The following is a 21,092-nucleotide window of genomic DNA, read 5'->3' on the forward strand; positions in this document are numbered from 1 at the left end:
GTGAACCTGGCCGCCCTGCTGGCCGAGGTCCGGCAGCGCCTGAAGGCAGCCGGCATCGAAGCACCGGGGCTGGAGGCGCGCAGGCTGCTGGCCCATGCGCTGGGCGTCGACGACGCCGCGCTGTTCGCGCACGGCGAACGCCCGGTTTCCGTGGCCGATCGGGAGGCGGTGCGGGCACTCGTCGCGGCCCGCGAAGCGGGGCGGCCGATCGCCTACCTGCTGGGGCAGCGCGAGTTCTGGTCGCTGCCGCTGCAGATCGACGAACGCTGCCTGATCCCGAGACCGGAAACCGAGCTGCTGGTCGAACGCGCACTGCACCGTATCCCGCCTGGGCCGCGCCGGGTCGTCGATCTCGGCACCGGCTCGGGCGCCGTCATCCTCGCGCTGAAATCCGAGCGGCCCGATCTCGAGGCCTGGGCCACCGACTTCAGTGCGGCAGCGCTCGCGGTCGCGCAGGCCAACGCGATCGCCCTGGGACAGCGCGTTCACTGGCTGCAGGCCCGCTGGCTCGGAGCCTTCGCGCCCACCCCGATCTTCGACGCGATCGTCAGCAACCCGCCGTATGTCGCCCCCTCGGATCCGCATCTGGACCAGGGCGACCTGCGCTACGAACCGCGCGCCGCACTGGTGGCCGAGGACCGGGGCCTGGCGGATCTCAGAATGATCGCCGCCGAAGCCCGCGAGCGTCTATACCCCGGCGGCTGGCTGCTGCTGGAGCACGGACACACGCAGGGACCGGCCGTGCGCGACCTGCTGCAGCGCCGCGGCTTCCGGGAGATTGCCACCCACCGGGATTGCGCCGGACTGGACCGGGTCAGCGAGGGGCGCTGCCCGAATGCACCACCGGGCACCGGCAGCCAGCGGCATGACTGGGCAAACCCGACGGGGCCAACTACCATGTAGGGATGGACACGACCGTGTGCGCCCGGGAACTGGCCTTTCGCGGCCCGCATCGGGAAGCCGACCAGGCTCCCGCAGCCGCGCTGTTGCTGTCGAATTCCCCAATGGTCGAGGAAGTCGCGGTCACCGGTCCAAACCGGGTGATGGTGCGCTACGACCTGCGCCAGGTAACCTTCGCCGAGATCGAGTCGGCACTGGAAGAACTCGGCTTCCATCTCGACAACAGCATGCTCACACGGCTGCGCCGTGCCTACTATACCTACTGCGAGGACACCCGGCGGGCCAACCTGAAGGTCCGGTCCAACTGCTTCGGCCATTGCGCGCGGCGCATCTTCGTGCGCGAATACCAGAAGCACGAGCACGGGTGCCGCGACCAGCGCCCGGAACACTGGCGCTCCTACTGGTGAACACCCCCCGTCCGCGCCGGATCGCGCCGACCCCGTTGTAATGAACGACGACCTGCTGCTTCGCTACAGCCGGCAGATCCTGATGCCCGAGGTCGGGGCGGAAGGCCAGGATCGGCTGACCCGGGCCCACGCGATCGTGATGGGGCTCGGCGGACTGGGATCCCCGATCGCCGCCTATCTCGCCGCGGCCGGTGTCGGGCGGCTCACCTTGGTGGACTTCGACCAGGTCGACCTGTCGAATCTCCAGCGCCAGATCCTGCACGGCGAGGCCGACATCGGCCGGCCGAAGGTCGATTCCGCCGAGGAGAGCCTGCGCAGACTGAATCCGGGCTGCCGGATCGCCACGGTGGCCCGCAGGCTCGAGCAGCCCGAACTGGAAACGCTGTGCGCGGGCGCCGACCTGATCCTGGACGGCACCGACAACTTCGCCAGCCGGGCCCTGATCAACCGGGCCGCGGTCGCGACGCGAACGCCGCTGATCTCGGGCGCGGTGATCCGCTTCGAGGGGCAGCTCGCCACGTTTGATTTCCGGGATGCCGCCGCCCCTTGCTACCACTGCCTGTACGGCGACGGGGAGGAACTCGGCGAGACCTGCAGCGAATCCGGCGTGCTCGCCAGCCTGCCCGGAGTGATCGGGAGCCTGCAGGCCACCGAGGCCCTGAAGCTGCTGCTCGGCCTGCCGACGCTGGCCGGGCAGCTGCTGCTGGTCGACGGCCTCAGCATGAGCTTCCGCAGCCTGACGCTCGCGCGCGATGCACAGTGCCCGGTCTGCAGCCCGGCTGCCGACCCCAACCGCCGCCAGAATCCGCCAGGAACCGGGGTCGTGGCGCCACTGCGCAACTAACTACCATGGCCTATGCGGCCACCCCCGATGATGAAAGAGGCGTAGGGCGGAAAAGGCCGAAGGCCGTCATCCGCCAGCTGGCGCCCGGATTGCCGCAGGCGCCAGGGAGGCGCGAACGCCGCACGGCGGATGACGCTGCGCTTTTCCGCCCTACGGGTCGCCCGGGACACGAGACAGGCCGTGACTTTCACGCTAGCTCGCCAGGCCGCGCTCGACGACGTCGGCGAGGTCTTTCGAAAGGCCCTTGCCGGCGAGCTGTTCGAGCGATGCCCGCATCCGCGCCGAGCGGGCTTCGTCCAGGCGCCGCCAGCGGGTCAGCGGTATCACGAGGCGCGCGGCCGTCTGCGGGTTCAATGCATCGAGGCGTTCCAGATAGTGGGCGATGCGCTCATAGCCCGCCCCGTCCACCCGGTGAAAGTGTCGGTGGTTCTGCGCCATGAACGGCCCCAGCACCGCGCGCACCCGATTCGGATTGGACCAGCGAAACCCGGGATGCTCGAGCAGGCGCTCGAGCCTTGCGAAGCCATCGCCCACCTGGCTTGCGGCCTCCAGCGCGAACCATTTGTCCAGCACCAGCGGATCCTGGCGATAGCGACGCTCGAAATCCGCCAGCAGCTCGCCGCGCACCGGTTCCGCGCGGTCGTTCACCGCTGCCAGCGCGCCCATGGCCAGCGTCTGGCTGCGAGCCTCATGGTACTGACGTGCCGCCTCCTCCAGCGCGCCCTCGCCGCCGGCGGCCACCCGAACCGCGAGCAGGCGGTTCAACAGGCGCCGCTGCCCCATCGCCTCGGCGGTGAACGCGCCGTCGTCCCAGCGGGCCCGCTCCGGAGCGCGGGCCGCGAGACGCTCGGCCAGGGGCGCGAACAGCGAATGCTCGACCGCACGGCGGGCCTGGTCGACGGCGACCGGGTCGGCCCGTTCGAAGCTCTCCATCAACTCGCGATGCGCAGGCAGTTCGAGCAGCGCCGCCAGCAGCACCGGTTCGACCGCGGAATCCTCGAGCAACGCCGCCATGGCCGTGGTCAGCGCCGCCTCCAGCCTGGGGTCCACGGCGTCCTCGACGCGCGCGATCACCGCCCGCCGCAGCAGCGTCTGGGCCGCATCCCAGCGGGCGAAGGCATCGTCATCGTTCGCCACCAGGTGCGCGAGCTCATCGGTGCCCTGCCCTGCCTCCAGCAACACCGGCGCCGAGAATCCGCGCAGCCAGGACACCGCGGCCGGGGGCTCGCGAAGACCCCGAAGCTGGAACGACTGCTCGCCCGCGGTCAGCTCCAGCACCCACTCGGCGGCCTCGGGCGCACCGCCCAGCCGCGCGGACAGCCGCCGCCCGTCACGGCCGAGCAAAGCGACGCGAATCGGCACCTGCAGCAGATCCTTCTCGTGCTGCCCGGGTGTCGGGGGCGTGCGTTGGGCGAGATCGAGCTGCAGCACCCCCGCCTGTGCGTCAAAGCGCGTGCGCGCGGTCACCTGCGGAGTACCCGCCTGCGTGTACCAGCGCTGGAATTGCGCCAGGTCACGGCCCGAGACCTCGGCCATCACCGCGACGAAATCGTCGGTGGTCACCGCCTGGCCGTCGAAGCGCTGGAAATACCGGTCCAGCCCGCGCCGGAACGCGTCGCGCCCGATCAGGGTGCGCAGCATCCGGATCAGCTCGGCGCCCTTCTCGTACACGGTCATGGTGTAGAAGTTGTTGATCTCGGCGTAGCGATCGGGCCGCACCGGATGCGCCAGCGGACCGGCGTCCTCGGGGAACTGAAACGCGCGCAGACGCTGAACGTCATCGACGCGCTTCACGCCGAACAAGGTGCAGTCGGTCGTGAACTCCTGGTCGCGAAAGACCGTGAGCCCTTCCTTCAGCGACAGCTGGAACCAGTCCCGGCAGGTCACGCGGTTGCCCGACCAGTTGTGGAAGTACTCGTGCGCGATCACGCTCTCGATGTGCACGTAGTCGTCGTCGGTGGCGGTATCGGGGCTCGCGAGCACGTATTTCGCGTTGAACAGGTTCAGACCCTTGTTCTCCATCGCGCCCATGTTGAAGTCGTCGACCGCGACGATCATGTAGACGTCCAGGTCGTACTCGCGTCCGAACGCCTCCTCGTCGTAGCGCATCGCGCGCTGCAGCGAGGCCAGCGCGTGGGCGCAGCGCTCGCGATTGTGGTGCTCGACGTAGATCTCCAGCGCCACCTCGCGGCCGGAACGCGTGGTGAAGCGGTCGGCGATGCAGGCCAGATCGCCAGCGACCAGCGCGAACAGATAGCTGGGCTTCGGGAACGGGTCTTCCCAGACCGCGTAGTGGCGGCCTTCAGGCAGGCTGCCGGCATCGACGCGGTTGCCGTTGGCGAGCAGCACCGGATAGCGCGCGGCATCGGCCTCCAGGCGCACGCGGTAGCGGGTGAGCACGTCCGGCCGGTCCGGGAAATAGGTGATGCGCCGGAAACCCTCGGGCTCGCACTGGGTGCAGAGGCTGCCGCCGGACACATACAGGCCTTCCAGCGCGGTGTTCGCATCGGGCCGGATGCGCGTCTCGATCGCGATCTCGGCGGCGTCGGGCAACCCGCTCAGCAGCAGCCCTTCGCGGTCCTCCACGCAACTGCCGGGGGACGGCTCGGCGCCGTTCACCGCGATGCTCAGCCGCTGCAGATCCCGCCCATGGAGCCTGAGCGGCGCACCGGGCGCACTGCCGTCCCGGCGGCGCACCCGCAGCCGGGAGTGCACGCGCGTATCCTCGGGATCGAGTTCGAACCGCAGTTCCAATGCCTCGACGCGCCAGTCGGGCGGCTGGTAGTCGCTCAGCAGGATCATCCTGGGTGTCGCATCCTTCATGCCGGGTTCCTTCGTCGTCAACGCGGATCATCGCGGATAGTGGTAATGGGCAACGCTGCGCCCCCCGGGGTTCCCGGCAGCGGCTCCTGCCGGCTCGCGGCAGGTCGCCCGCGGCGCTCGCGCATCCCGGCGCACATGATGCAACGCGATGCGCCGGCGTTCGACATTTCCCTGCCCGGGGCTCGCCCGATGCGCCGCACCGACGCACGAGCGCCCGTCGCCCCGCCGCAGTGCACTCACCCTCACCCCCGGCCCCGTACCTCGCCGAGGGCGGGTGCACGGCGCTCGGCCGACCCTGCCGCGGTGCCGCGGTGCCTGCCCTGCGGTGGTGTCGGTGGCAGCGCGGGCGGGTTAGCATAGCGGGATGGAATGGATCGACATCTGCGTAAATCTCACGCACGAGAGCTTCAAGCGCGACCGGGCCGCGGTGATCGAACGGGCGGCGGAGGCCGGCGTCCGCTGGCTGCTGGTCACCGGCGCGGACGAGACCGAGAGCCGCCGCTGCGTCGAACTCGCGGAACAATACCCGGAGCGGATGCGCGCGACGCTCGGCGTACACCCGCATCACGCCAGCCAGTGGCGCGACCAGACCGCCTACCGCTTCGAGGAGGACGCCTCGCATCCGCTGGTCGTCGCGATGGGCGAGATGGGGCTCGACTACTACCGCAACCACTCGACGCCGGCCCAGCAGCGCCGGGCATTCGAGGCACAGCTGGAACTGGCCGTCGACCTCGGGTTTCCGGTATTCCTGCACGAGCGCGAGGCCAGCCGCGAATTCGGCGACATCCTGCAGCGTTACCGGGATCGTCTGCCCGCGGCGGTGGTGCATTGCTTCACCAGCGACGCGGCCGCGCTGGAACGCTACCTGGAAATGGACTGCCATATCGGCATTACCGGCTGGGTCTGCGACGAGCGCCGCGGCCAGGATCTGCAGCAACTGGTTCCGCGCATTCCGGAACACCGGCTGCTGCTCGAGACCGATGCCCCCTACCTGCTGCCGCGCACGCTGCCGAAGGGGCTGCCGCACGGCCGGCGCAACGAACCCTCGTTCCTGCCTCATGTCGGTGAGCACGTCGCCCGCCTGCGGGAGATCGCGCCGCCGATGCTGGCCGCGCAGACCAGCGCGAACGCCCGGGCCTTCTACGGCCTGCCCAACGGCGCCTCCGAGCAGCAAAGCACCGGCTGACCGGGAACGCCCCCGCTGGTGGTCTGCCAGCGGCGATCACGGTGGACGAGCGCCAAGCGCATCCGCGGCGGCGGACAAATTGCGTGCGGGCGGCGGGGGCGCCATGCTGTCGGCTGGTACGGTCCACACGGAAACGAACGCATCATGACGCAGCAACAGCGCATCACCGAAAAACTCGAACGCCAGTTCAATCCGGTACACCTGGAAGTCGTGAACGAGAGCCACATGCATAACGTGCCGCCGGGCTCCGAGTCACATTTCAAGGTCACGATCGTCAGCGAGGCATTCGCCGGCCAGAAACTCGTGGCCCGCCACCGGCTGGTGAATCAGGCGCTCGCCGAGGAACTTGCCGGCGGAATCCACGCGCTGGCGCTGCACACGCTCGACCCGGACCAATGGTTCGAACGCGCCGGGAAAGTGGCCGAGTCCCCGCCCTGCCTGGGAGGCGGCAAATCCTGAATGTCCCGAACGGCCCCCTGTCGGCGGCACCGTCGGCGCCCGGGTTTCTCCACCTGCTCGCGAGCCTCGAGCGGGGTCTCGGCTGCCGGGAGCCGCTGAACCCGGAACCCGCGCTCGCGGCCGTGCCCCCGGAACGGATCGCGGCCCATCGCCACGTGGTGTTCTGGCTGATCGACGGCTTTGCGCTGGACTACCTCGCCCACGCTCCCGCGCTAGAGGCCGACCTCGCGCTGGAACTCGAAGCCCTGTTCCCAAGCACCACGGCCACCGCCATCACCAGCGTGCTGACCGGCCTGAGCCCGGCGCAGCACGGCCTGCTGGGATGGCGCACCTATCTGCCGGCGGGCAACACGACCCTCACGGTGCTGCCGGGGCGGGAAACCGATGCCGCCGGACGTTCCGTGGAACTGAGCCGGCAACGGCTGGGGGATCGCATCCGCCCACGGCGGCTGGCCGACCGGCTGGCGCGTGCCACCACCTTCGTGTCACCTGCCGCGATCGCACACTCCGCGTACAACCGGCTGATGAGCGGGACCGCGCGTGTGCTGGCCTACGAGCATCTGGAACAACTGCCCGCGCTGATGCGCGCCCACATCCGCAGCACCGCCAACCGCCCGCATTACACCTACCTGTATTGGTCGTTCCTCGACCATCTCGGGCACGAACACGGGCCTGCCAGCGCCGAGGTCCGCGCACACCTGGGCCAGATCGACCGCGTGTACCGCATGCTGCGCGAGACGCTGGCCGGCACCGACACGCTGCTGCTGACCAGCACCGACCATGGCATGCGGCCGGTGGACCAGCGGTTGGACCTGCGCACGGCCGACGCTGCGCGCGCCTGCCTGCGACACCCGCTGACCGGCGAGCCGCGGGCGGCGCTGGCCCATGTCCGGCCCGGCAGGCACCGCAAGTTCCGGAACGCGCTGCAGAACCGTTTCGGATCCCGGGTCGAAGTGGTCCCGATCCGGGACTGGATCGATGCCAATGCGTTCGGCCCCGGGCTGCCGCACCCCGAACTGACCGCCCGCGCGGGCGACTATCTGCTGCTGCCCGATGACGACAGTTACCTCGTCGACCCGAGCGGCGACGATCCCGGCCCGGTCTTCCACGGCGCCCACGGCGGCCGGTCACCGGCCGAGCGCCGGATCCCCCTGTGCCTATGGGCTTCGGGCGCCCCGTAGGGGAAACGGATCCCGCGAAGCCAGTCGCGTTAAGATGGCACTCTGGACGGACGGCATGTGAGGCCCGGGATGAGCGACATCACCGAAGAAACCTACAACAACGCGGCGCAGAAACTCATCGATCTGGCGAACACGCTCTCCTCGGACGGCCATTCCCCGGACGTGAACGATGTCGCCGACGGACTGCTGGCCGGTGCCATCCATTTCTGGCTGTACAGCCGGCAGCCCTGCGGCGACGCCTTCTGCGAATCCTGCGCGCCGTTCAGCGACCCGGAAAGCCGGCTGGCGGTATTGCACGAACTGATCGACGAGCTCAGCCGGGACAGCGAATACTTCCACTCGGCGACCGACACCCCCGCGGGACACGCCTGACCGTCAGCCGGGTGGCTCCGGCGGCGTGGCGCCGAGCAGGCCGTCGAGTCCGACCTGCGCGAGCTTGCGCTCGGCGAGCCGCACCGCGTCGGCCAGTGCGCGTTCCGGCGGCTGGCCGGAAACCAGCGCGTCGATCAGCCCGGCGTTGAAGCTGTCGCCCGCACCGACGCTGTCGCGAACCACGACATGCGGCGATGCGGGGCACTGGGTGACCTGCGAGCGGTGCGCCAGCCACGCGCCGCGTCGCCCCCAGGTCAGCGTCTGCACCGCGTCGGCGCGCTCGCGCGCGGCGTCGGCGATGAACCGCTCCGGCTCACCGCCCGGAACCCAGCCCCGGGAAAACATCAGGACATCCGCCAGCGGCAGCGCCGCCGCCAGCCCGTCGCGCGGCTTCTCCAGTTCCAGCGAAAGCGGCTGGTCGGTCGCCGCTTCCCGCGCGGCGCGCAGCATCGCCGGCAGTTCCGCCGGGTTGCGGCCCTCGAAATGAAACCAGTCGTAGCCGGAGAGGTCCAGGCGCCCCAAATCCGCGGCTCCGAACTCCGGCAGGTCGCGGTAATGGACGATGGTGCGGCTGCCGGTGGCCCGCGAACGCAGGATATAAGAGGTCGGCGTGTGGCCGCGGCGGCGCACGCAAGCGTCGGTATACACCCCGCGTTGCTGCAGCGCCCGCAACAGGCGGTCGCCTTCCGGGCCTTGTGCGACCACCGCGGCGAGTTCCACCCGGTGGCCGGCCTGCGCGAGCAGCGTCGCGGTATTCGCGGCGTTGCCGCCCGGCTGGCTGCTGCTACCGAGCGCGCGGATCTCGGCATCCTCCGGCGGGTACCCGGCCACGTCCAGCGTGTGATCCAGCGTGACGATGCCGGTGACGAGTATGCGTGCCAATCTCCGCTCCAAGCCGGGAGTCCTGCGCATTCTAGCGGGAACATCGGCATTTCGAAGCCGTCGCCGTACAATGCTGGGAAGCCACAACGTCCGGGGTGAACGATGGCGGGGTACGAATCGGCGCAAGCGGCAGAACAGGCGTTCTACCAGGCCTTCGAGGCAGGCAGCATGTCCCTGATGACCAGCGTCTGGGCCGACGACCCGGACATCGTCTGCGTCCATCCCGGCGGCGAGCGGCTGCAGGGACGCGAGGCGGTGCTGGAAAGCTGGGCCGAGATTCTCGCCGCGATGCAGGACGTGGTGATCCGCGCCACCGACGTGGTCGTGCTCGGCCACGGGCAGCTGGTGCTGCACCATGTTCGCGAGCAGTTGTTCGTCGACGGGCAGCGCCGCGGCGTGATCCTGGCCACCAACGCCTACCGCCAGACCGCCGAGGGATGGCAGATGGTGCTGCACCACGGCGCGCCCGACCCGTCGCCGCCGCCTGCGCTCGAATCCGCGGGCCTGCACTGAGCGCATCCGCGGATAGGGCCACTGCCCCAGGGAAGCGCTGAGAAAACCACCCTGTCATTGCGAGCGGCGTTCCCCGAACCCGAGTGAAGCGTAGGGCGGAAGAGGCCGAAGGCCGTCATCCGCCATCCGGCGCCTGGGCTGCCGCGGGTGCCGGGGCAACATGGACGCCGAGCGGCGAATGACGCTCCGCTCTTCGGCGCGCGTCCGTATCGGCCGTGCCTACTCCGGTTCGCTGAGTTCCAAGCGCCGTTCGATGCGCTCGATTCTGGCCCGCAGGGACTGCAGTTGATCAAGGAGGCACTGGCGAGCGACACGACCAGCGAAGCGAGGTGCTGCTCCTGTGCCGTCATGCGTGTTTCGAGGTGCCCCACCCGCTCGCGTAGGTCATCGAGCTTGCCGTCCATCAGACGCAACGGCCCGAGAACCAGGTTATCGGGTTCACTCATCCCGCTCTCTCCATGCGTCGCGTTCTACGCTCACGCTACTACGAACCCGCGGTGCGGAGCATGGATGACGTCTTCGGGGCGTCGGGATGCCCTCTCTCGGTGGGCGGGTCAGGCCTGCTCTCCCCGCCGCGTCTGTAACGGACAAAGATCGGGACGCCGGGCCTGCAGCGCTTCGCAGGCCGCGCGGACCGCGTCGCGAACGCGCTGGTTGCGGCCCTGCAGCACGATGGTCGCGACTTCCTGGTAGAGCGGGTCCCGGACCCGGAACAGTTCCTCGAGGCGCTTGCGCGGGTCACCCGCGGCGTTCAGCAACGGCCGGCGGCGGCTCTTGCGCGTGCGCCGGAACTGCTCGGTTACCGGCACGCGCAGGTAGAGCACGCAGTGCTGTTTCAGGAGCTCGCGGTTCTCCGGCCGCATCACGGCCCCGCCGCCGGTCGCGAGCACGATGTTCTCGCGTTCGAGCAGTTCCCGCAGCATCTCGGTCTCGCGCTGGCGGAAGCCCTCCTCGCCTTCGAACTCGAAGATCGTCGGGATGTCGACCCCCGTACGCTTCTCGATCTCCGCGTCCGCGTCGACGAAACTGCGCTTCAGCACGGCCGCCAGGCCGCGCCCGATCGTGCTTTTCCCGGCCCCCATCGGGCCCACCAGTACCACGTTCTCCATGGCGCGCAAGCCTACGCCGGCAGGCCGCCAAAATCCACGATCAGCGCCCCGGAAAGCCGTAGCCGGAACCCCGGCCCGGCGCCGCAGCGCCCTGCGCATCGCTGCGCATCGCTGCGCAGGCAAGCGCACTCGATCTAAGCCCGTCGCGCCGACAGGCACGGCGTCATTCGGCACGCGGCTTGCCACCACCCAGGCGCCCGCGACGCCCGCAGATCCGGATGGCGGATGACGGCCTTCGGCCTTTTCCTCTACACCTCGGTCATCATCGGGGGTGGGCCGCATGCGCCATGCGAGTTAGTCCGGGTCCTCGTCGCCGGTTCCGGGGACGGTCACCTGGCAGCTGAGATCGAAGACTGAATCGGCGTTTCCGGTCTGGAAGGTCGCGGTATAGGTGAGCGTCTGGTCGTTCGTCGTTGCTGCTGGCGGGTCGATGTCAAACGACACCCGCACCGCACCGTCGTCGTCGGTCACGCCTGCTGCCCCAGCGCCGGCACTCGACGGCGGAGCGTAGGAGAAGTTGGGCGATCCTGTAGGCCAGTCGTAATCACTTGCAAAGATCAGAATGCCCGGTATCGGGTTGCCGGAATCCGTGAGGTAGAACAGATCGAGGGTCCCGGCGCCGCAGTTGGCATTGCCGATCAGGTTGCCCGACGCTGCGGCCAGAATGGTCACTTCGACCTCGCTCGACTCGCCGAGCGCCTGAACCGAGAACGTCAACGTAATGGAATCACCACCGGGCAACTGCCCTTCCACGTTGACCACCGCGGTGACACAACCGCCACTGGTGGCGGTCAGGCTGCCCACCGCTCCCAGGCCATTGACGTCCACCGTGGCGCCGCCGGTATCGCCGGCCGAGAACAGGATCGACTGACCCGGCAGCGGTACGAAGTTGCCGTCGCGTACGCACAGAGTAACCAGTCCGTCTTCCACGTTGCTGGGCAAGGTGTTGGTGGACGCGGTGAGCGAAAGACCCTCGCCGACGCTGCCCAGATACACCGGGCCGCCGGGGTTGAACACGCGGCTGACCGAGTAGTCCGGCGTGTGGGCGACCAGGATCGCGGTGCGGCCGACGTTGCTGAACGGGTAGGTCAGCATCGTGGTGGCGGTGCCGTTGGCGTCGGTGAACGCGAGCGACTGGACGCTGCCGGCGCGGGCGCGTCCGATGATGTAGGGCACCACCGCTCCGAGGTCGGGACCGACACGGAAGGGTTCGTCGTCCTGCCGGATCAGCAGCCGATTCGGCTGCCCGACCGGGTAGTCGGCAATGGTGCGAATGCCGGCGTGGAAGAACGACGAGTCGTCGGGATGCGGATCGAGTACCAGTCGATCTCCGGCACCAGGGCGGGCGCCGCGCGCGACGAAGTTGCCGCCGGGTGCGTCGAACTGGTAGCCACCCTCGATGGGATCGCCGAGGCCGGTGATCGCGAAGCTGCCCGAACCTTCGTCCGGGAATCCGTCCAGCGGGGCATCGATCAGCTGGAAGCGGATCGGCGTGTTGGTCGGCACCGGGTTGCCGCCGGCATCAGTCGCGGTGACCGAGATCACCCGACTGTAGGTGCCGTTCTGGAAATCGATGGTCTCGCCCGGCGCAAGCCCGAACTGCACTTGGTTGGTACGGATCGCCTCGATGTAGGGGCCGGTGAATTCGAGCGCGGAAACCGGACCGGCGGTGCTGATCACACGAATGGTCTGTGTCTCCTCCGCTCCGGTGGCTGGCTGACCATCGGGACGGTCGGCGCGGATGTTGAGTTGGGCGTCACCCCCAAGGGTTCCTGCAACAAAATACACACGCACATCACCGTTCCCCCCGGCCGTAACGCTCACGCTGGACTGGGGCACACCTTGCCCACTGAAGAACTCGGCTTCCGAAAGCAGCCCGCCCACCTGCGCCCCGGCGAAGGAAACCGTGACCGGCGCCTCAGCCACCGGCTGGTTGGAACCCCGGTCCAGTACGCGAATCGCGACCTGCGATACGTACGGGCTGCCCGGCTGAATCTGCGCCTGTCCCGTGTTCGCGGGCACGGAATCCTTCTCGACCGAGACGTTCAGGCGCAGCGTATTGTCGGTGAACACACCACCGCCGCCCCCGCCGCAGGACGCCACGGCGAGCGACAACAGCACGATCCAGAAAACGCTCACTACGGCGCGTACAGGCAGCATCGAAGTTCCCTCTGAGTTCTTGATTTCGGTTTCCGGGTTCGTCATGTGACGCTAGTCGAGTACCCGCGGGGTCACGAAGACCAGCAGTTCCACCTTCCGGTTGTCATTCGTCTTGCGCTGGAAGAAGTGCCGAACAAACGGGATATCACCGAAGAAAGGCGTCTTTTCGAGCAGGTCCGACGACGTGATCTCGTAGATGCCGCCCAGCACGACGGTCTCTCCGTTGGCCACACGTACCGTCGTTTCCAGTTCACGCGTGACGAGCGCGATCCCGTCGCGCGTCACGACTCCCGGCTCGTCCTTCTTGATCGTGAGTTCCATGATCACGTCGCCGTTCGGCGTGATCTGCGGCGTGACGGTGGTCTCGAGCAAGGCGTCTTCGAACTCGGTAATCGGGTTACCCGCCTCATCCCGAGTGATGAACGGAATCCGGTCGCCCTGCACGATCTTGGCTTCCTGGCCGTTGGTCGTGATCACCCGAGGATTGGAAATGATTTCTCCCCGGCGTTCTGCCTGCAACGCGCTCAGCTCCAGATCGAGCATGATGTTGGGCCGCAGAATCGTGAACGCCACGGCACTCGGATCGGTGTCGAAGCCCGTCAGCCCGGTCGCCGGCAGCGGCACATTGACAGAACCCGGCCGGAAACGCGTGCCATCGGCAATGCCTTCTGCAATGCCGCTCGCGTCGGGGATACGTGCGCCCGTACCGATATTCGAACGCCCCTGCCGAGATCCTGCTGCGACGCCGAACCGGGCGCCGAGTTGCCGGGCAAAATCGTCCTCGGCGATCACGAGCCGGGTCTCGATCAGCACCTGCCGGGTGGGGATATCCAATGTGGTGACGAGCTGGCGGATCTGATCGATCTGCTCCTGGGTGTCGCGAACGATCAGGACATTGGTGCGCGTATCGACCGCGACGCTGCCCCGATCCGACAGGAACGACACGCGCCCCTCGCGGTCGGTGCGCTCACGCACCTGGATCAATCGCTCGATGTCGGCTGCCTGCGTGAAATTGACCGTAATGAACTCGGTGCGCAGCGGCTCGAGCTCGCGCCGGTCGCGCTGGGCCTCGAGGATCAGCCGCTCGCGCGCCGCGATCTCCTCGGTAGGCGCGACATACATCACGTTGCCGCTGACCCGCTTGTCCAACCCCCGGGTCTGCAGGATGATGTCGAGCGCCTGATCCCAGGGCACGTTGTTCAGGCGCAGCGTGATGTTACCGGTTACGCTGTCGCTGACGACGATGTTCATATCGGTGAAATCGGCGAGCAGCTGCAATACCGAACGGACCTCGATGTCCTGGAAGTTCAGCGACAGACGTTCCCCGACGAACTCCTCCTCTTCGATGCGCCGCGCCTCGCGCTCCTCCTCGGTCAGCGGCGCCAGTTCGAGCACGTAGGTGCGGTCGGTCTGGTACGACAGGACCTCGTACTCGCCGGTACCGTGCACGGTCATGCGCACGCGTTCGTCGCGCTCGCGCTCGGTGTCGATATGGGTCACCGGGGTCGCGAAGTCGACCACGTCCAGCCGCCGCTCGAGACGATCCTCGATCAGTACGCGCGGGAACAGCAACTCGACCCGGCCGGCCTGTTCCCGCACGTCGACGCTGACGCCAGGGCGCGACAGCTCGACCAGCACGCGCCCCTGACCGTCTTCGCCGCGACGGAAGTCGACGTCGACGATCTCGGGCGGCCGGGCACTGCGCACGCCGGGCGGACGGGCAGGTGGGTCTTCCACCGCCGGCGCTGCCGGTTCGGGCGCCACGGCCGGTTCCTCCGGCGCCCGGGCAACACGGTCTACCGCGCCGGCGCCACGGCCGACGGTCAGGATCAGGTTGTTGCCGTCGACCCGGCTCTGGTAGTCGGAGCTGCGCGCGAGATTCAGGACCACGCGGGTGCGATCGCCCGCCTCGACTGCAGTAGCCGAGAGCAGCGGCCCCAGGTTGAATTCGGTGGTGCGCTCGCGCATGCGGTTCGCGACCCCGGGAAGGTCGAGTGCGATGCGCGGAGGCGAGTCGATCACGAAGATCCGCGCATCCGGCGGTGGCTCCGAGAAGCGCAGGCTCAGCTGCACCCGATCTGCGCCCAGGTCGGAGGCGCGAATGTCGTTCAGTTCCTGCGCCGGCAGGGGGCCTGCCAGCAGCAGGCACGCAGTCGCAAACCAGACCGCCAGGCGGCGGGCCAGGCTTCGGTTCGGATGACCTTCAGCGATTCCGGCACCGGCATTGAGGCGCATGCCCTCAGTCGGGTGGGGTTCGAGACGCATGACGAGTTCTCCCTGGGTGCTCATTCCGACAGCGAGACGTTGTTCTCGCGTTCCACGTAGCCGCCGAAGGCGTCCGGCACGACCTCGATCAGGCGGATCTCCCGCGTCGTGATGTCGACGACGCGGCCGAAGTTCTGGCCCATGTAGTTGCCGGGCTGGACGGTCAGGATGGTGCGGTCCGGAGTCCGCACCAAAGCGTAGCGCACGCCCTCCTGTTCCATCGAGCCCACCATACGCAGCGAGTCCAGCGGGAAAGCTTCCAGTGGCTCGCGCGGCCGGTCGAAATCGATGTCGACTTCTCCGGGCACCCCGGTCGGCGGGGGTGGCAGCGGCCGTGCGATCACCGAGGAGTCGAATGGCGAGCGCGCATGCCCCGGGTACAGGTAGGGTTCGTGCGGCTCGATGGTCGGAATCGGCTCGATGTCGCCACCGGGCCGGGCGTTGATCTTGGCGATGTATTCTTGCAGATCGGACATGTCGCGCTGGCAGCCCGACAATGCGGGCAGTGCCAGCGCGATGGCCAGCAGCAGGGGCCAGGCTGGCGCGGCCACTCGCATCAGGTTCCCTCCAGGTAGCGGTAGGTCCGGGCGATCGCATCCATCAAGAGGTCGTCGTCGGACGCACCGGGCCGGATGTAGACATCGTGCACGGTGACGATCCGCGGCATCGCGGAGATGCCGCTGACGAACTCGGCAAGTTGCTCGTAGGTGCCGCGTACGCGCAACTGGATCGGCACCTCTGCATAGAAGGTACGGTTGGCCTCGCCCCTTGGCTGGAACAGCTCGATTTCGAGCCCCACCGACAGCGCGGTCTGCGAGATGTCCACGAGCAGGTTGGGGATCTCCGCAGTGCTCGGAAGCAGCTGCACCAGCGACGCGAACATGCGTTCCATTTCCGCCAGCTGTTCCTCGTACGCTGCGAGGTTGGCCGCACGCTCCTGTTTCTCTTCGAACTCGGCGCGCAGCTGCACTTCCCGGCGCTCCTCGCGGTCGAGAACCTCGACCTGGTCCTTGATGAAGTACCAGTATCCGGCCCCGGCCAGCGCCACGATGATCAGCGCGATGATCACCCCCTTGACGGCGGCGGGTGCCTCGCCAAGGTTGCGGAAATCGATTTCGTTGATCGACTTGAGGTCCATCAGGATCCCCCCTCGCCCTGCTCCGCATCGGCAGTTGGCCGTGTCTGCGTCGCCTCGAGCCGGAAATCGCGGACTTGCAGGCGGCCTTCCTGCCGGGTCTCGATGATGTGCAGCGTCGAGTCGCTGAGCCACGACGAGGCATCGACGCGCCGCATCAGCGCGGAGATCCGCGCATTCGACTCGGCGCGCCCGACCAGGCGCAGACGGTCACGCTCCTGCCTCAGCTCGCGGTAGAACGTGCCTTCCGGGAGGGTCTCGACCAACTCATCGAACAGGTGCACGGCCTCGGGCCGGCTCGCCTGAAGGGTCTGGATCACCTCGATCCGGTCCACCAGCTGCTGGCGCTGGCGGTCCAGTTCCCGGATGCGGGCGATCTGCCGATCCAAGGTGCGAATCTCGGACTGCAGCAGCTGGTTCCGGTTCTGCTGATGCTCGATGCGCGCGCCCATGTACAGATGCGCGGCAAATACCAGCAACACCCCCACCGCGACGGCGCCGCCGGCCATGACATAAAACTGCTTCTGGCGATGGGCGCGGCGCTTTTCGCGCCAGGGAAGCAGGTTGACATAGATCATCCCGCAAACCCCCGCAGCGCCAGCCCGGAGGCGGTCAGCGTGGCCGGAGCATCGTTCAGGAAGCGCTGCTGGTTGATGCGCCTCGCCAGGGGCATGTTCCGGAACGGATTGGCGATCATCACCGGGGTACCGGTGGCCTCCTCGAGCATTTCGTCGATGCCCGGGATCGCGGCACAACCACCCCCGAGGAAAATCTGGTCGATCGAGTCGTGCGGGCGGGTCACGTAGAAATACTGCAGCAGCCGCTGCACCTGGTCCATCATGCTCTGCTTGAAGGGCTCGAGCACCCCTGCGGCGTAATCGGGCGGGAGATCTCCATTGATCTTGGCATTGCCCGCCTCCTTCATGTCCATGCCATAGCGGCGCATGATCTCTTCAGTCAGCAGCCGCCCCCCGAAATCCTGCTCCCGGGTGTAGATTACGCCCTGCTGCTGGCTGATCACGTAGACGCTGGTCACCGCAGACCCGACGTCGATCACAGCGACGATCGGTTTGTCGTCCCGGTCCGGCAACTGCTCGAGCATCAGGCTGGTGGCGTGTTCGACCGCGTAGGCCTCGACGTCCACCACTTCGGGCGTCAGCTTGGCGGCCTCGGCAATCGCGACCCTGGACTCCACATGTTCTCGGCGCGAGGCCACTACCAACACGTCGACCAGTTCCGGGTTGGCGGCGTTCTTGCCAATCACCTGGAAGTCGAGGCTGACCTCGTCGATGTTGTAGGGGATGTACTGATCGGCCTCGACGATGACCTGCCCCTCGAGCTCCGAGTCGGAGAGCCTGCTCGACAGGCGCAGCGTCCGCGTAATGACGGTGGACGAGGGCACGGCCATCGCGCAGTGGCGAAGATGCGTGCCCGAACGCTTGATCGCGCGCACCAGCGCGGCCCCGATCGCATCGGAGTCCCGGCATTCCTTGTCGACGACGGCGCCATCCGGCAACGGCTCGACCGCGAAGGCCTCCACCTTGTAGCCGCTGCCGCTGCGACTCAGTTCCAGCACCTTGATCGACGCTGCACTGAAGTCGACGCCGAGCAGGGCCTGGCGCCTTTTTCCCAGACCTAGCACACTGCCCCCTGATGTTCGCGTGCCGTACCGATTATAATACGGCATCACCATGCAACTCGCCTACTCCTTTTAATGGATCATAGATCGCTTGAAGAGGTCGCCGCAAGCGGCTTTGTCAGCGGTACATTCCCCATCCAAGCGATTTTCAAATCATGCCCGTTGTCATTCGAGTGATTCTGGCCCTCTTCACCCTGGCGATGGGTGGCGCTCTCGCAGCTGCCGCGGCCGTGTTCGGTCTATATCTTTACTATTCCCCCACGCTCCCTGCGGTCGACTCGCTGCGCGAAGTGCGGCTCCAGACCCCTCTCCAGATCTATACCGAGGACGGGAAGCTGATCGGCGAGTTCGCCGAGCAGCGGCGCGAGCCGGTTCCGATCGAGGCCATGCCCGAACGCCTGCTGCAGGCGTTCGTGGCGGCCGAAGACGAACGATTCTACCGTCACCACGGAGTCGACCCGGTCGGGCTGCTGCGCGCCGGGATCAACCTTTTCAGCACCGGCGAGCGCACGCAGGGCGGCAGCACGATCACGATGCAGCTGGCCCGCAACTTCTTTCTGACCCGGGAGCGCACCTACGAACGCAAGATCCGCGAGATCTTCCTTGCGGTACAGATCGAGCAGGAGCTTTCCAAGGAACAGATTCTCGAACTTTACCTGAACAAGATCTACCTCGGGCAGCGGGCCTACGGAGTTGCAGCGGCGGCGCGCGTCTACTTCGACCGGCCGCTGGAAGAACTCGACCTCGACCAGATCGCGATCCTGGCCGGCCTGCCGAAGGCGCCCTCGACGACCAACCCGGTGACCAGCCCCGAGCGCGCGACGATCCGCCGCAACTACGTGCTGCGGCGGATGCTGCAGCTCGAGTGGATCACGCCCGAGGAACACGCGGCCGCCCTGGCCCGCCCGGTGCTGTCGCAGCGCCATGTCACGCCAACCGAGGTCGACGCGCACTGGGTGGCCGAGAGCGCGCGCCAGATCGTCGTGAACCTGTGGGGCGACGAGGCCTATACCCGCGGGCTCAAGGTCTACACGACGATCGACTCCGAGGCCCAGGAGGCCGCGAACCGCGCGTTGCGCGACGGTCTCGCGGCCTACGACCGGCGCCACGGATACCGGGGCCCGGAGATGCGACTGGAAGAGACCGTGACCGCCGATGACGGCGCGCGTCTGGAAGCGCTGCGCGGCCTCGGCGTGAGCGGGCGCAGGCTGGTGCCCGCAATCGTGCTGCAGGCGGACGGCCAGGGCCTCGAGGTGGACGCGCTCGGACGCGGCAACATCCGGCTCAGCCGCGAAACGCTGAACTGGGCGATCGGGCAGCAGGGGCGGGTGTCGGACCGGTTCCGGCGCGGCGACGTGATCCGGATCGAACGCACCGGGGACGATGGCTGGCGCCTGAGCCAACGCCCCGAAGTCTCTGGCGCACTGGTCGCCCAGGCCCCACAGGACGGCGCGATTCTGGCGCTCGCCGGCGGCTTCGATTTCTTCGAGAACCGGTTCGACCGCGCGCTGCAGGCCGAGCGCCAACCCGGATCCGCGTTCAAGTCCATCATCTACGCGCTCGCCTTGCAGCAGGGCATGCCTCCGAGCAGCACTCTGGTGGATGCACCGCTGGTGCTCGGCGACCCGGCGCTCGGCGCGGAGTGGCGGCCGGAGAACTATTCGCGGAGCTTCCGCGGCCCGACGCCGATGCGCGAGGCGCTGGCGAGTTCCCGCAACCTGGCGTCGATTCGGCTGCTGAACAGCCTCGGGGTGCGCCAGGTGCACGAGGATCTGGCCCGGTTCGGCCTGAACGTCGAGCAGCACCCCCGGAACCTGTCGATGGCGCTGGGAACCGGCACCCTGACGCCGATCGAGCTGAACAATGCCTACGCGCTGTTTGCGAACGGCGGGAAGCTCACGACGCCGTGGCTGATCGGAAGGATCGAGGACGGTGACGGCAGCCTGCTGTATCAGGCGGCGACGCCGCGCAGCTGCCCGGAGCCGTGCGTCGAGCCGGCCGGACAGCACCTGGAGCTGAAAACGGGCAGAACCCCGCTGCATTTCGCGGAGCCGGTCCCGATGCTCGACCCGGGGGTGGCCTGGCAGATGAGCGAGATGCTGAAGGGCGTGATCCAGTCGGGTACCGGCCGACGGGCGCAGGAACTCGGTCGCACCGATCTTGGCGGCAAGACCGGCACCACCAACTCCTACCGGGACGCGTGGTTCGCCGGCTTCAACGCCGATATCGTCGCGACCGCCTGGATCGGCTATGACGACAACAGCGAACTGGGCTCCGGGGAAAGCGGCGGCCGGGCGGCGCTGCCGATCTGGACGGGGTTCATGCAGCAGGCGCTCGCCGACCGGCCCGCGGCGCCGGTGCCGCGGCCCGACGACCTGGTCGAAGTGGTGCTGCTGCCCGAGACCGGACAACGCACGCGCGACGACGACCCGCGCGGACAGCGCGAATGGCTGCTGCCGGCGCAGATCCCGGAGTCCACCGCCCGGAGCCCCGACCCGGCGGAGCCGGAAGCCGACGACGGCGGCATGCCCGGGATCGGAGCCCAGCCCGAGTTCATCTTCTGAGCCGACCATGAGCGCACCGGAATCCCGCACACGACAACTGCTGGCCGAGGAAGCCGCCCGGATCATCCTCGACGAGGGGGTGCGGGACTACGGCCTTGCCAAGCGCAAGGCCGCGGAGCATCTGGGGATCGACGCACGGCGCGAGCTCCCCGCGAACACCGAGGTCGAGAGCGCACTGCTGGAACGCAGCCGACTGTTCGCGACGGCAGACACCCGGCGCGAGTACCGCGACCGGCTGCGGGCCGCCATGCTGGTCATGGAACGTCTGTCCGAGTTCGAGCCACGCCTGGTGGGGCCGCTGCTGCAGGGCGTACTGCAGCCGCAAGCGGTGATCAACCTGCACGGATTCGCGGACACGGTCGAGGAGGTCATCATCCGGCTGGGCGATCGCGGCATTTCCTGCCGCACCGGCGAGCGGCAGTACCGCGGTGGCGGGGCCGGCCTGCGCGTGCCCTACCTCGGCTTCCGCGGACCCGACGACACGCAGATCGAATTGACCGTGTTCCCGACCGACGGCATCCGCCAGGCACCGCCCTCGCCGGTCGATGGCCGGCCGATGCGGCGACTGGGCCTGTCCAGGGTTCGGGAGCTGCTCGCCCGCACCGAGGCGAGCGACTCGTCGTTCGCCGATTGACGGGCCGTCCTGCCACGGC

General features: G+C 68.1%; 20 protein-coding genes. 10 read left to right on the plus strand and 10 right to left on the minus strand.

The features are described from left to right. Genes prmC through THITH_RS14370 form a run of 3 tightly spaced genes read left to right on the plus strand, consistent with a single transcriptional unit; the run spans window position 1 to window position 2,151 of the window. A complete protein-coding gene (gene prmC, locus THITH_RS14360; RefSeq protein WP_006747123.1) occupies window positions 1-903 on the plus strand; it encodes a peptide chain release factor N(5)-glutamine methyltransferase in 903 nt (300 codons plus the stop codon). 2 nt (window positions 904-905) lie between these two features. Then, window positions 906-1,307, plus strand: coding sequence for a hypothetical protein (locus tag THITH_RS14365; RefSeq protein ID WP_006747122.1), 402 nt, complete (start codon window positions 906-908; stop codon window positions 1,305-1,307). A gap of 40 nt (window positions 1,308-1,347) precedes the next feature. Then, window positions 1,348-2,151 carry a HesA/MoeB/ThiF family protein gene (locus tag THITH_RS14370; RefSeq protein ID WP_006747121.1) on the plus strand — a complete coding sequence of 268 codons (804 nt, stop codon included), beginning with the start codon at window positions 1,348-1,350 and terminating at the stop codon, window positions 2,149-2,151. On the opposite strand, the gene THITH_RS19410 is transcribed toward THITH_RS14370, so the two are convergent. Next, window positions 2,148-2,342: a hypothetical protein gene (locus THITH_RS19410; RefSeq protein ID WP_084222676.1), complete on the minus strand. Its 195-nt coding sequence runs from the start codon at window positions 2,340-2,342 to the stop codon at window positions 2,148-2,150. The two genes, THITH_RS14370 and THITH_RS19410, sit on opposite strands and share 4 nt — an antisense overlap. Window position 2,343: 1 nt before the next feature. Next, entirely contained in the window at window positions 2,344-4,974 is a 2,631-nt protein-coding gene (pepN, locus tag THITH_RS14375; protein ID WP_006747120.1) for an aminopeptidase N, read from the minus strand. A 364-nt stretch (window positions 4,975-5,338) separates the two neighbouring features. On the opposite strand from pepN, the gene THITH_RS14380 reads away from it, so the two are divergent. From THITH_RS14380 to THITH_RS14400, 4 genes are all read left to right on the plus strand, one after another. After that, a complete protein-coding gene (locus THITH_RS14380) occupies window positions 5,339-6,160 on the plus strand; it encodes a TatD family hydrolase (protein ID WP_006747119.1) in 822 nt (273 codons plus the stop codon). A 144-nt stretch (window positions 6,161-6,304) separates the two neighbouring features. Beyond that, window positions 6,305-6,619 carry a BolA family protein gene (locus THITH_RS14390; RefSeq protein WP_006747118.1) on the plus strand — a complete coding sequence of 105 codons (315 nt, stop codon included), beginning with the start codon at window positions 6,305-6,307 and terminating at the stop codon, window positions 6,617-6,619. A 122-nt stretch (window positions 6,620-6,741) separates the two neighbouring features. Then, window positions 6,742-7,800, plus strand: coding sequence for an alkaline phosphatase family protein (locus THITH_RS14395; RefSeq protein ID WP_006747117.1), 1,059 nt, complete (start codon window positions 6,742-6,744; stop codon window positions 7,798-7,800). A gap of 69 nt (window positions 7,801-7,869) precedes the next feature. Next, window positions 7,870-8,172 carry a hypothetical protein gene (locus tag THITH_RS14400; protein ID WP_006747116.1) on the plus strand — a complete coding sequence of 101 codons (303 nt, stop codon included), beginning with the start codon at window positions 7,870-7,872 and terminating at the stop codon, window positions 8,170-8,172. A gap of 3 nt (window positions 8,173-8,175) precedes the next feature. Here the strand turns inward: THITH_RS14400 and THITH_RS14405 are convergent, their stop codons facing one another. After that, complete coding sequence (locus THITH_RS14405; protein ID WP_006747115.1) at window positions 8,176-9,054, minus strand: PfkB family carbohydrate kinase; 879 nt, start codon at window positions 9,052-9,054, stop codon at window positions 8,176-8,178. Between the two features lie 102 nt (window positions 9,055-9,156). Between THITH_RS14405 and THITH_RS14410 the strand changes: the two genes are divergently transcribed. Further along, the gene (locus THITH_RS14410; protein ID WP_006747114.1) at window positions 9,157-9,567 is read left to right on the plus strand and encodes a YybH family protein; all 411 of its coding nucleotides are present in this window, start codon (window positions 9,157-9,159) and stop codon (window positions 9,565-9,567) included. Between the two features lie 554 nt (window positions 9,568-10,121). On the opposite strand, the gene THITH_RS14415 is transcribed toward THITH_RS14410, so the two are convergent. The 7 genes from THITH_RS14415 to THITH_RS14445 all read right to left on the minus strand — a co-directional run bounded on the left by THITH_RS14415 (window position 10,122) and on the right by THITH_RS14445 (window position 17,878). Then, window positions 10,122-10,676, minus strand: a complete 555-nt coding sequence (locus tag THITH_RS14415; RefSeq protein WP_006747113.1) for a shikimate kinase — start codon at window positions 10,674-10,676, stop codon at window positions 10,122-10,124. Between the two features lie 294 nt (window positions 10,677-10,970). Continuing rightward, window positions 10,971-12,836: a hypothetical protein gene (locus THITH_RS14420; protein WP_006747111.1), complete on the minus strand. Its 1,866-nt coding sequence runs from the start codon at window positions 12,834-12,836 to the stop codon at window positions 10,971-10,973. A gap of 51 nt (window positions 12,837-12,887) precedes the next feature. Continuing rightward, the gene (pilQ, locus tag THITH_RS14425) at window positions 12,888-15,101 is read right to left on the minus strand and encodes a type IV pilus secretin family protein (RefSeq protein ID WP_232222208.1); all 2,214 of its coding nucleotides are present in this window, start codon (window positions 15,099-15,101) and stop codon (window positions 12,888-12,890) included. A 20-nt stretch (window positions 15,102-15,121) separates the two neighbouring features. Beyond that, window positions 15,122-15,658 (minus strand): pilus assembly protein PilP, encoded by a 537-nt coding sequence (locus THITH_RS14430; RefSeq protein ID WP_006747109.1) that lies wholly within the window; start codon window positions 15,656-15,658, stop codon window positions 15,122-15,124. Then, window positions 15,658-16,239, minus strand: coding sequence for a type IV pilus inner membrane component PilO (locus tag THITH_RS14435; RefSeq protein WP_006747108.1), 582 nt, complete (start codon window positions 16,237-16,239; stop codon window positions 15,658-15,660). Before THITH_RS14435 ends, THITH_RS14430 begins: the two co-directional genes overlap by 1 nt. Beyond that, entirely contained in the window at window positions 16,239-16,814 is a 576-nt protein-coding gene (locus THITH_RS14440; RefSeq protein WP_006747107.1) for a PilN domain-containing protein, read from the minus strand. The genes THITH_RS14435 and THITH_RS14440 overlap by 1 nt, the downstream gene beginning before the upstream one ends. Beyond that, the gene (locus THITH_RS14445; protein WP_025367596.1) at window positions 16,811-17,878 is read right to left on the minus strand and encodes a pilus assembly protein PilM; all 1,068 of its coding nucleotides are present in this window, start codon (window positions 17,876-17,878) and stop codon (window positions 16,811-16,813) included. Before THITH_RS14445 ends, THITH_RS14440 begins: the two co-directional genes overlap by 4 nt. A 152-nt stretch (window positions 17,879-18,030) precedes the next feature. Here THITH_RS14445 and THITH_RS14450 point away from each other — a divergent pair, with 152 nt between their 5' ends. Beyond that, a complete protein-coding gene (locus tag THITH_RS14450) occupies window positions 18,031-20,439 on the plus strand; it encodes a penicillin-binding protein 1A (RefSeq protein ID WP_006747105.1) in 2,409 nt (802 codons plus the stop codon). A 7-nt stretch (window positions 20,440-20,446) separates the two neighbouring features. Continuing rightward, window positions 20,447-21,073 (plus strand): hypothetical protein, encoded by a 627-nt coding sequence (locus THITH_RS14455; RefSeq protein WP_006747104.1) that lies wholly within the window; start codon window positions 20,447-20,449, stop codon window positions 21,071-21,073. The last annotated feature ends 19 nt before the right edge of the window (window positions 21,074-21,092 follow it).

It is taken from the genome of Thioalkalivibrio paradoxus ARh 1, assembly GCF_000227685.2.
Lineage (GTDB): Bacteria > Pseudomonadota > Gammaproteobacteria > Ectothiorhodospirales > Ectothiorhodospiraceae > Thioalkalivibrio > Thioalkalivibrio paradoxus.

Coding starts and splice junctions, on each gene's coding strand:
- THITH_RS14365 (WP_006747122.1), top strand. CDS start 906: ATGGACACGACCGTGTGCGCCCGGGAACTGGCCTTTCGCGGCCCGCAT.
- THITH_RS14370 (WP_006747121.1), top strand. CDS start 1,348: ATGAACGACGACCTGCTGCTTCGCTACAGCCGGCAGATCCTGATGCCC.
- pepN (WP_006747120.1), bottom strand. CDS start 4,974: ATGAAGGATGCGACACCCAGGATGATCCTGCTGAGCGACTACCAGCCG.
- THITH_RS14380 (WP_006747119.1), top strand. CDS start 5,339: ATGGAATGGATCGACATCTGCGTAAATCTCACGCACGAGAGCTTCAAG.
- THITH_RS14390 (WP_006747118.1), top strand. CDS start 6,305: ATGACGCAGCAACAGCGCATCACCGAAAAACTCGAACGCCAGTTCAAT.
- THITH_RS14400 (WP_006747116.1), top strand. CDS start 7,870: ATGAGCGACATCACCGAAGAAACCTACAACAACGCGGCGCAGAAACTC.
- THITH_RS14410 (WP_006747114.1), top strand. CDS start 9,157: ATGGCGGGGTACGAATCGGCGCAAGCGGCAGAACAGGCGTTCTACCAG.
- THITH_RS14415 (WP_006747113.1), bottom strand. CDS start 10,676: ATGGAGAACGTGGTACTGGTGGGCCCGATGGGGGCCGGGAAAAGCACG.
- THITH_RS14420 (WP_006747111.1), bottom strand. CDS start 12,836: ATGCTGCCTGTACGCGCCGTAGTGAGCGTTTTCTGGATCGTGCTGTTG.
- pilQ (WP_232222208.1), bottom strand. CDS start 15,101: ATGCGTCTCGAACCCCACCCGACTGAGGGCATGCGCCTCAATGCCGGT.
- THITH_RS14430 (WP_006747109.1), bottom strand. CDS start 15,658: ATGCGAGTGGCCGCGCCAGCCTGGCCCCTGCTGCTGGCCATCGCGCTG.
- THITH_RS14435 (WP_006747108.1), bottom strand. CDS start 16,239: ATGGACCTCAAGTCGATCAACGAAATCGATTTCCGCAACCTTGGCGAG.
- THITH_RS14440 (WP_006747107.1), bottom strand. CDS start 16,814: ATGATCTATGTCAACCTGCTTCCCTGGCGCGAAAAGCGCCGCGCCCAT.
- THITH_RS14450 (WP_006747105.1), top strand. CDS start 18,031: ATGCCCGTTGTCATTCGAGTGATTCTGGCCCTCTTCACCCTGGCGATG.
- THITH_RS14455 (WP_006747104.1), top strand. CDS start 20,447: ATGAGCGCACCGGAATCCCGCACACGACAACTGCTGGCCGAGGAAGCC.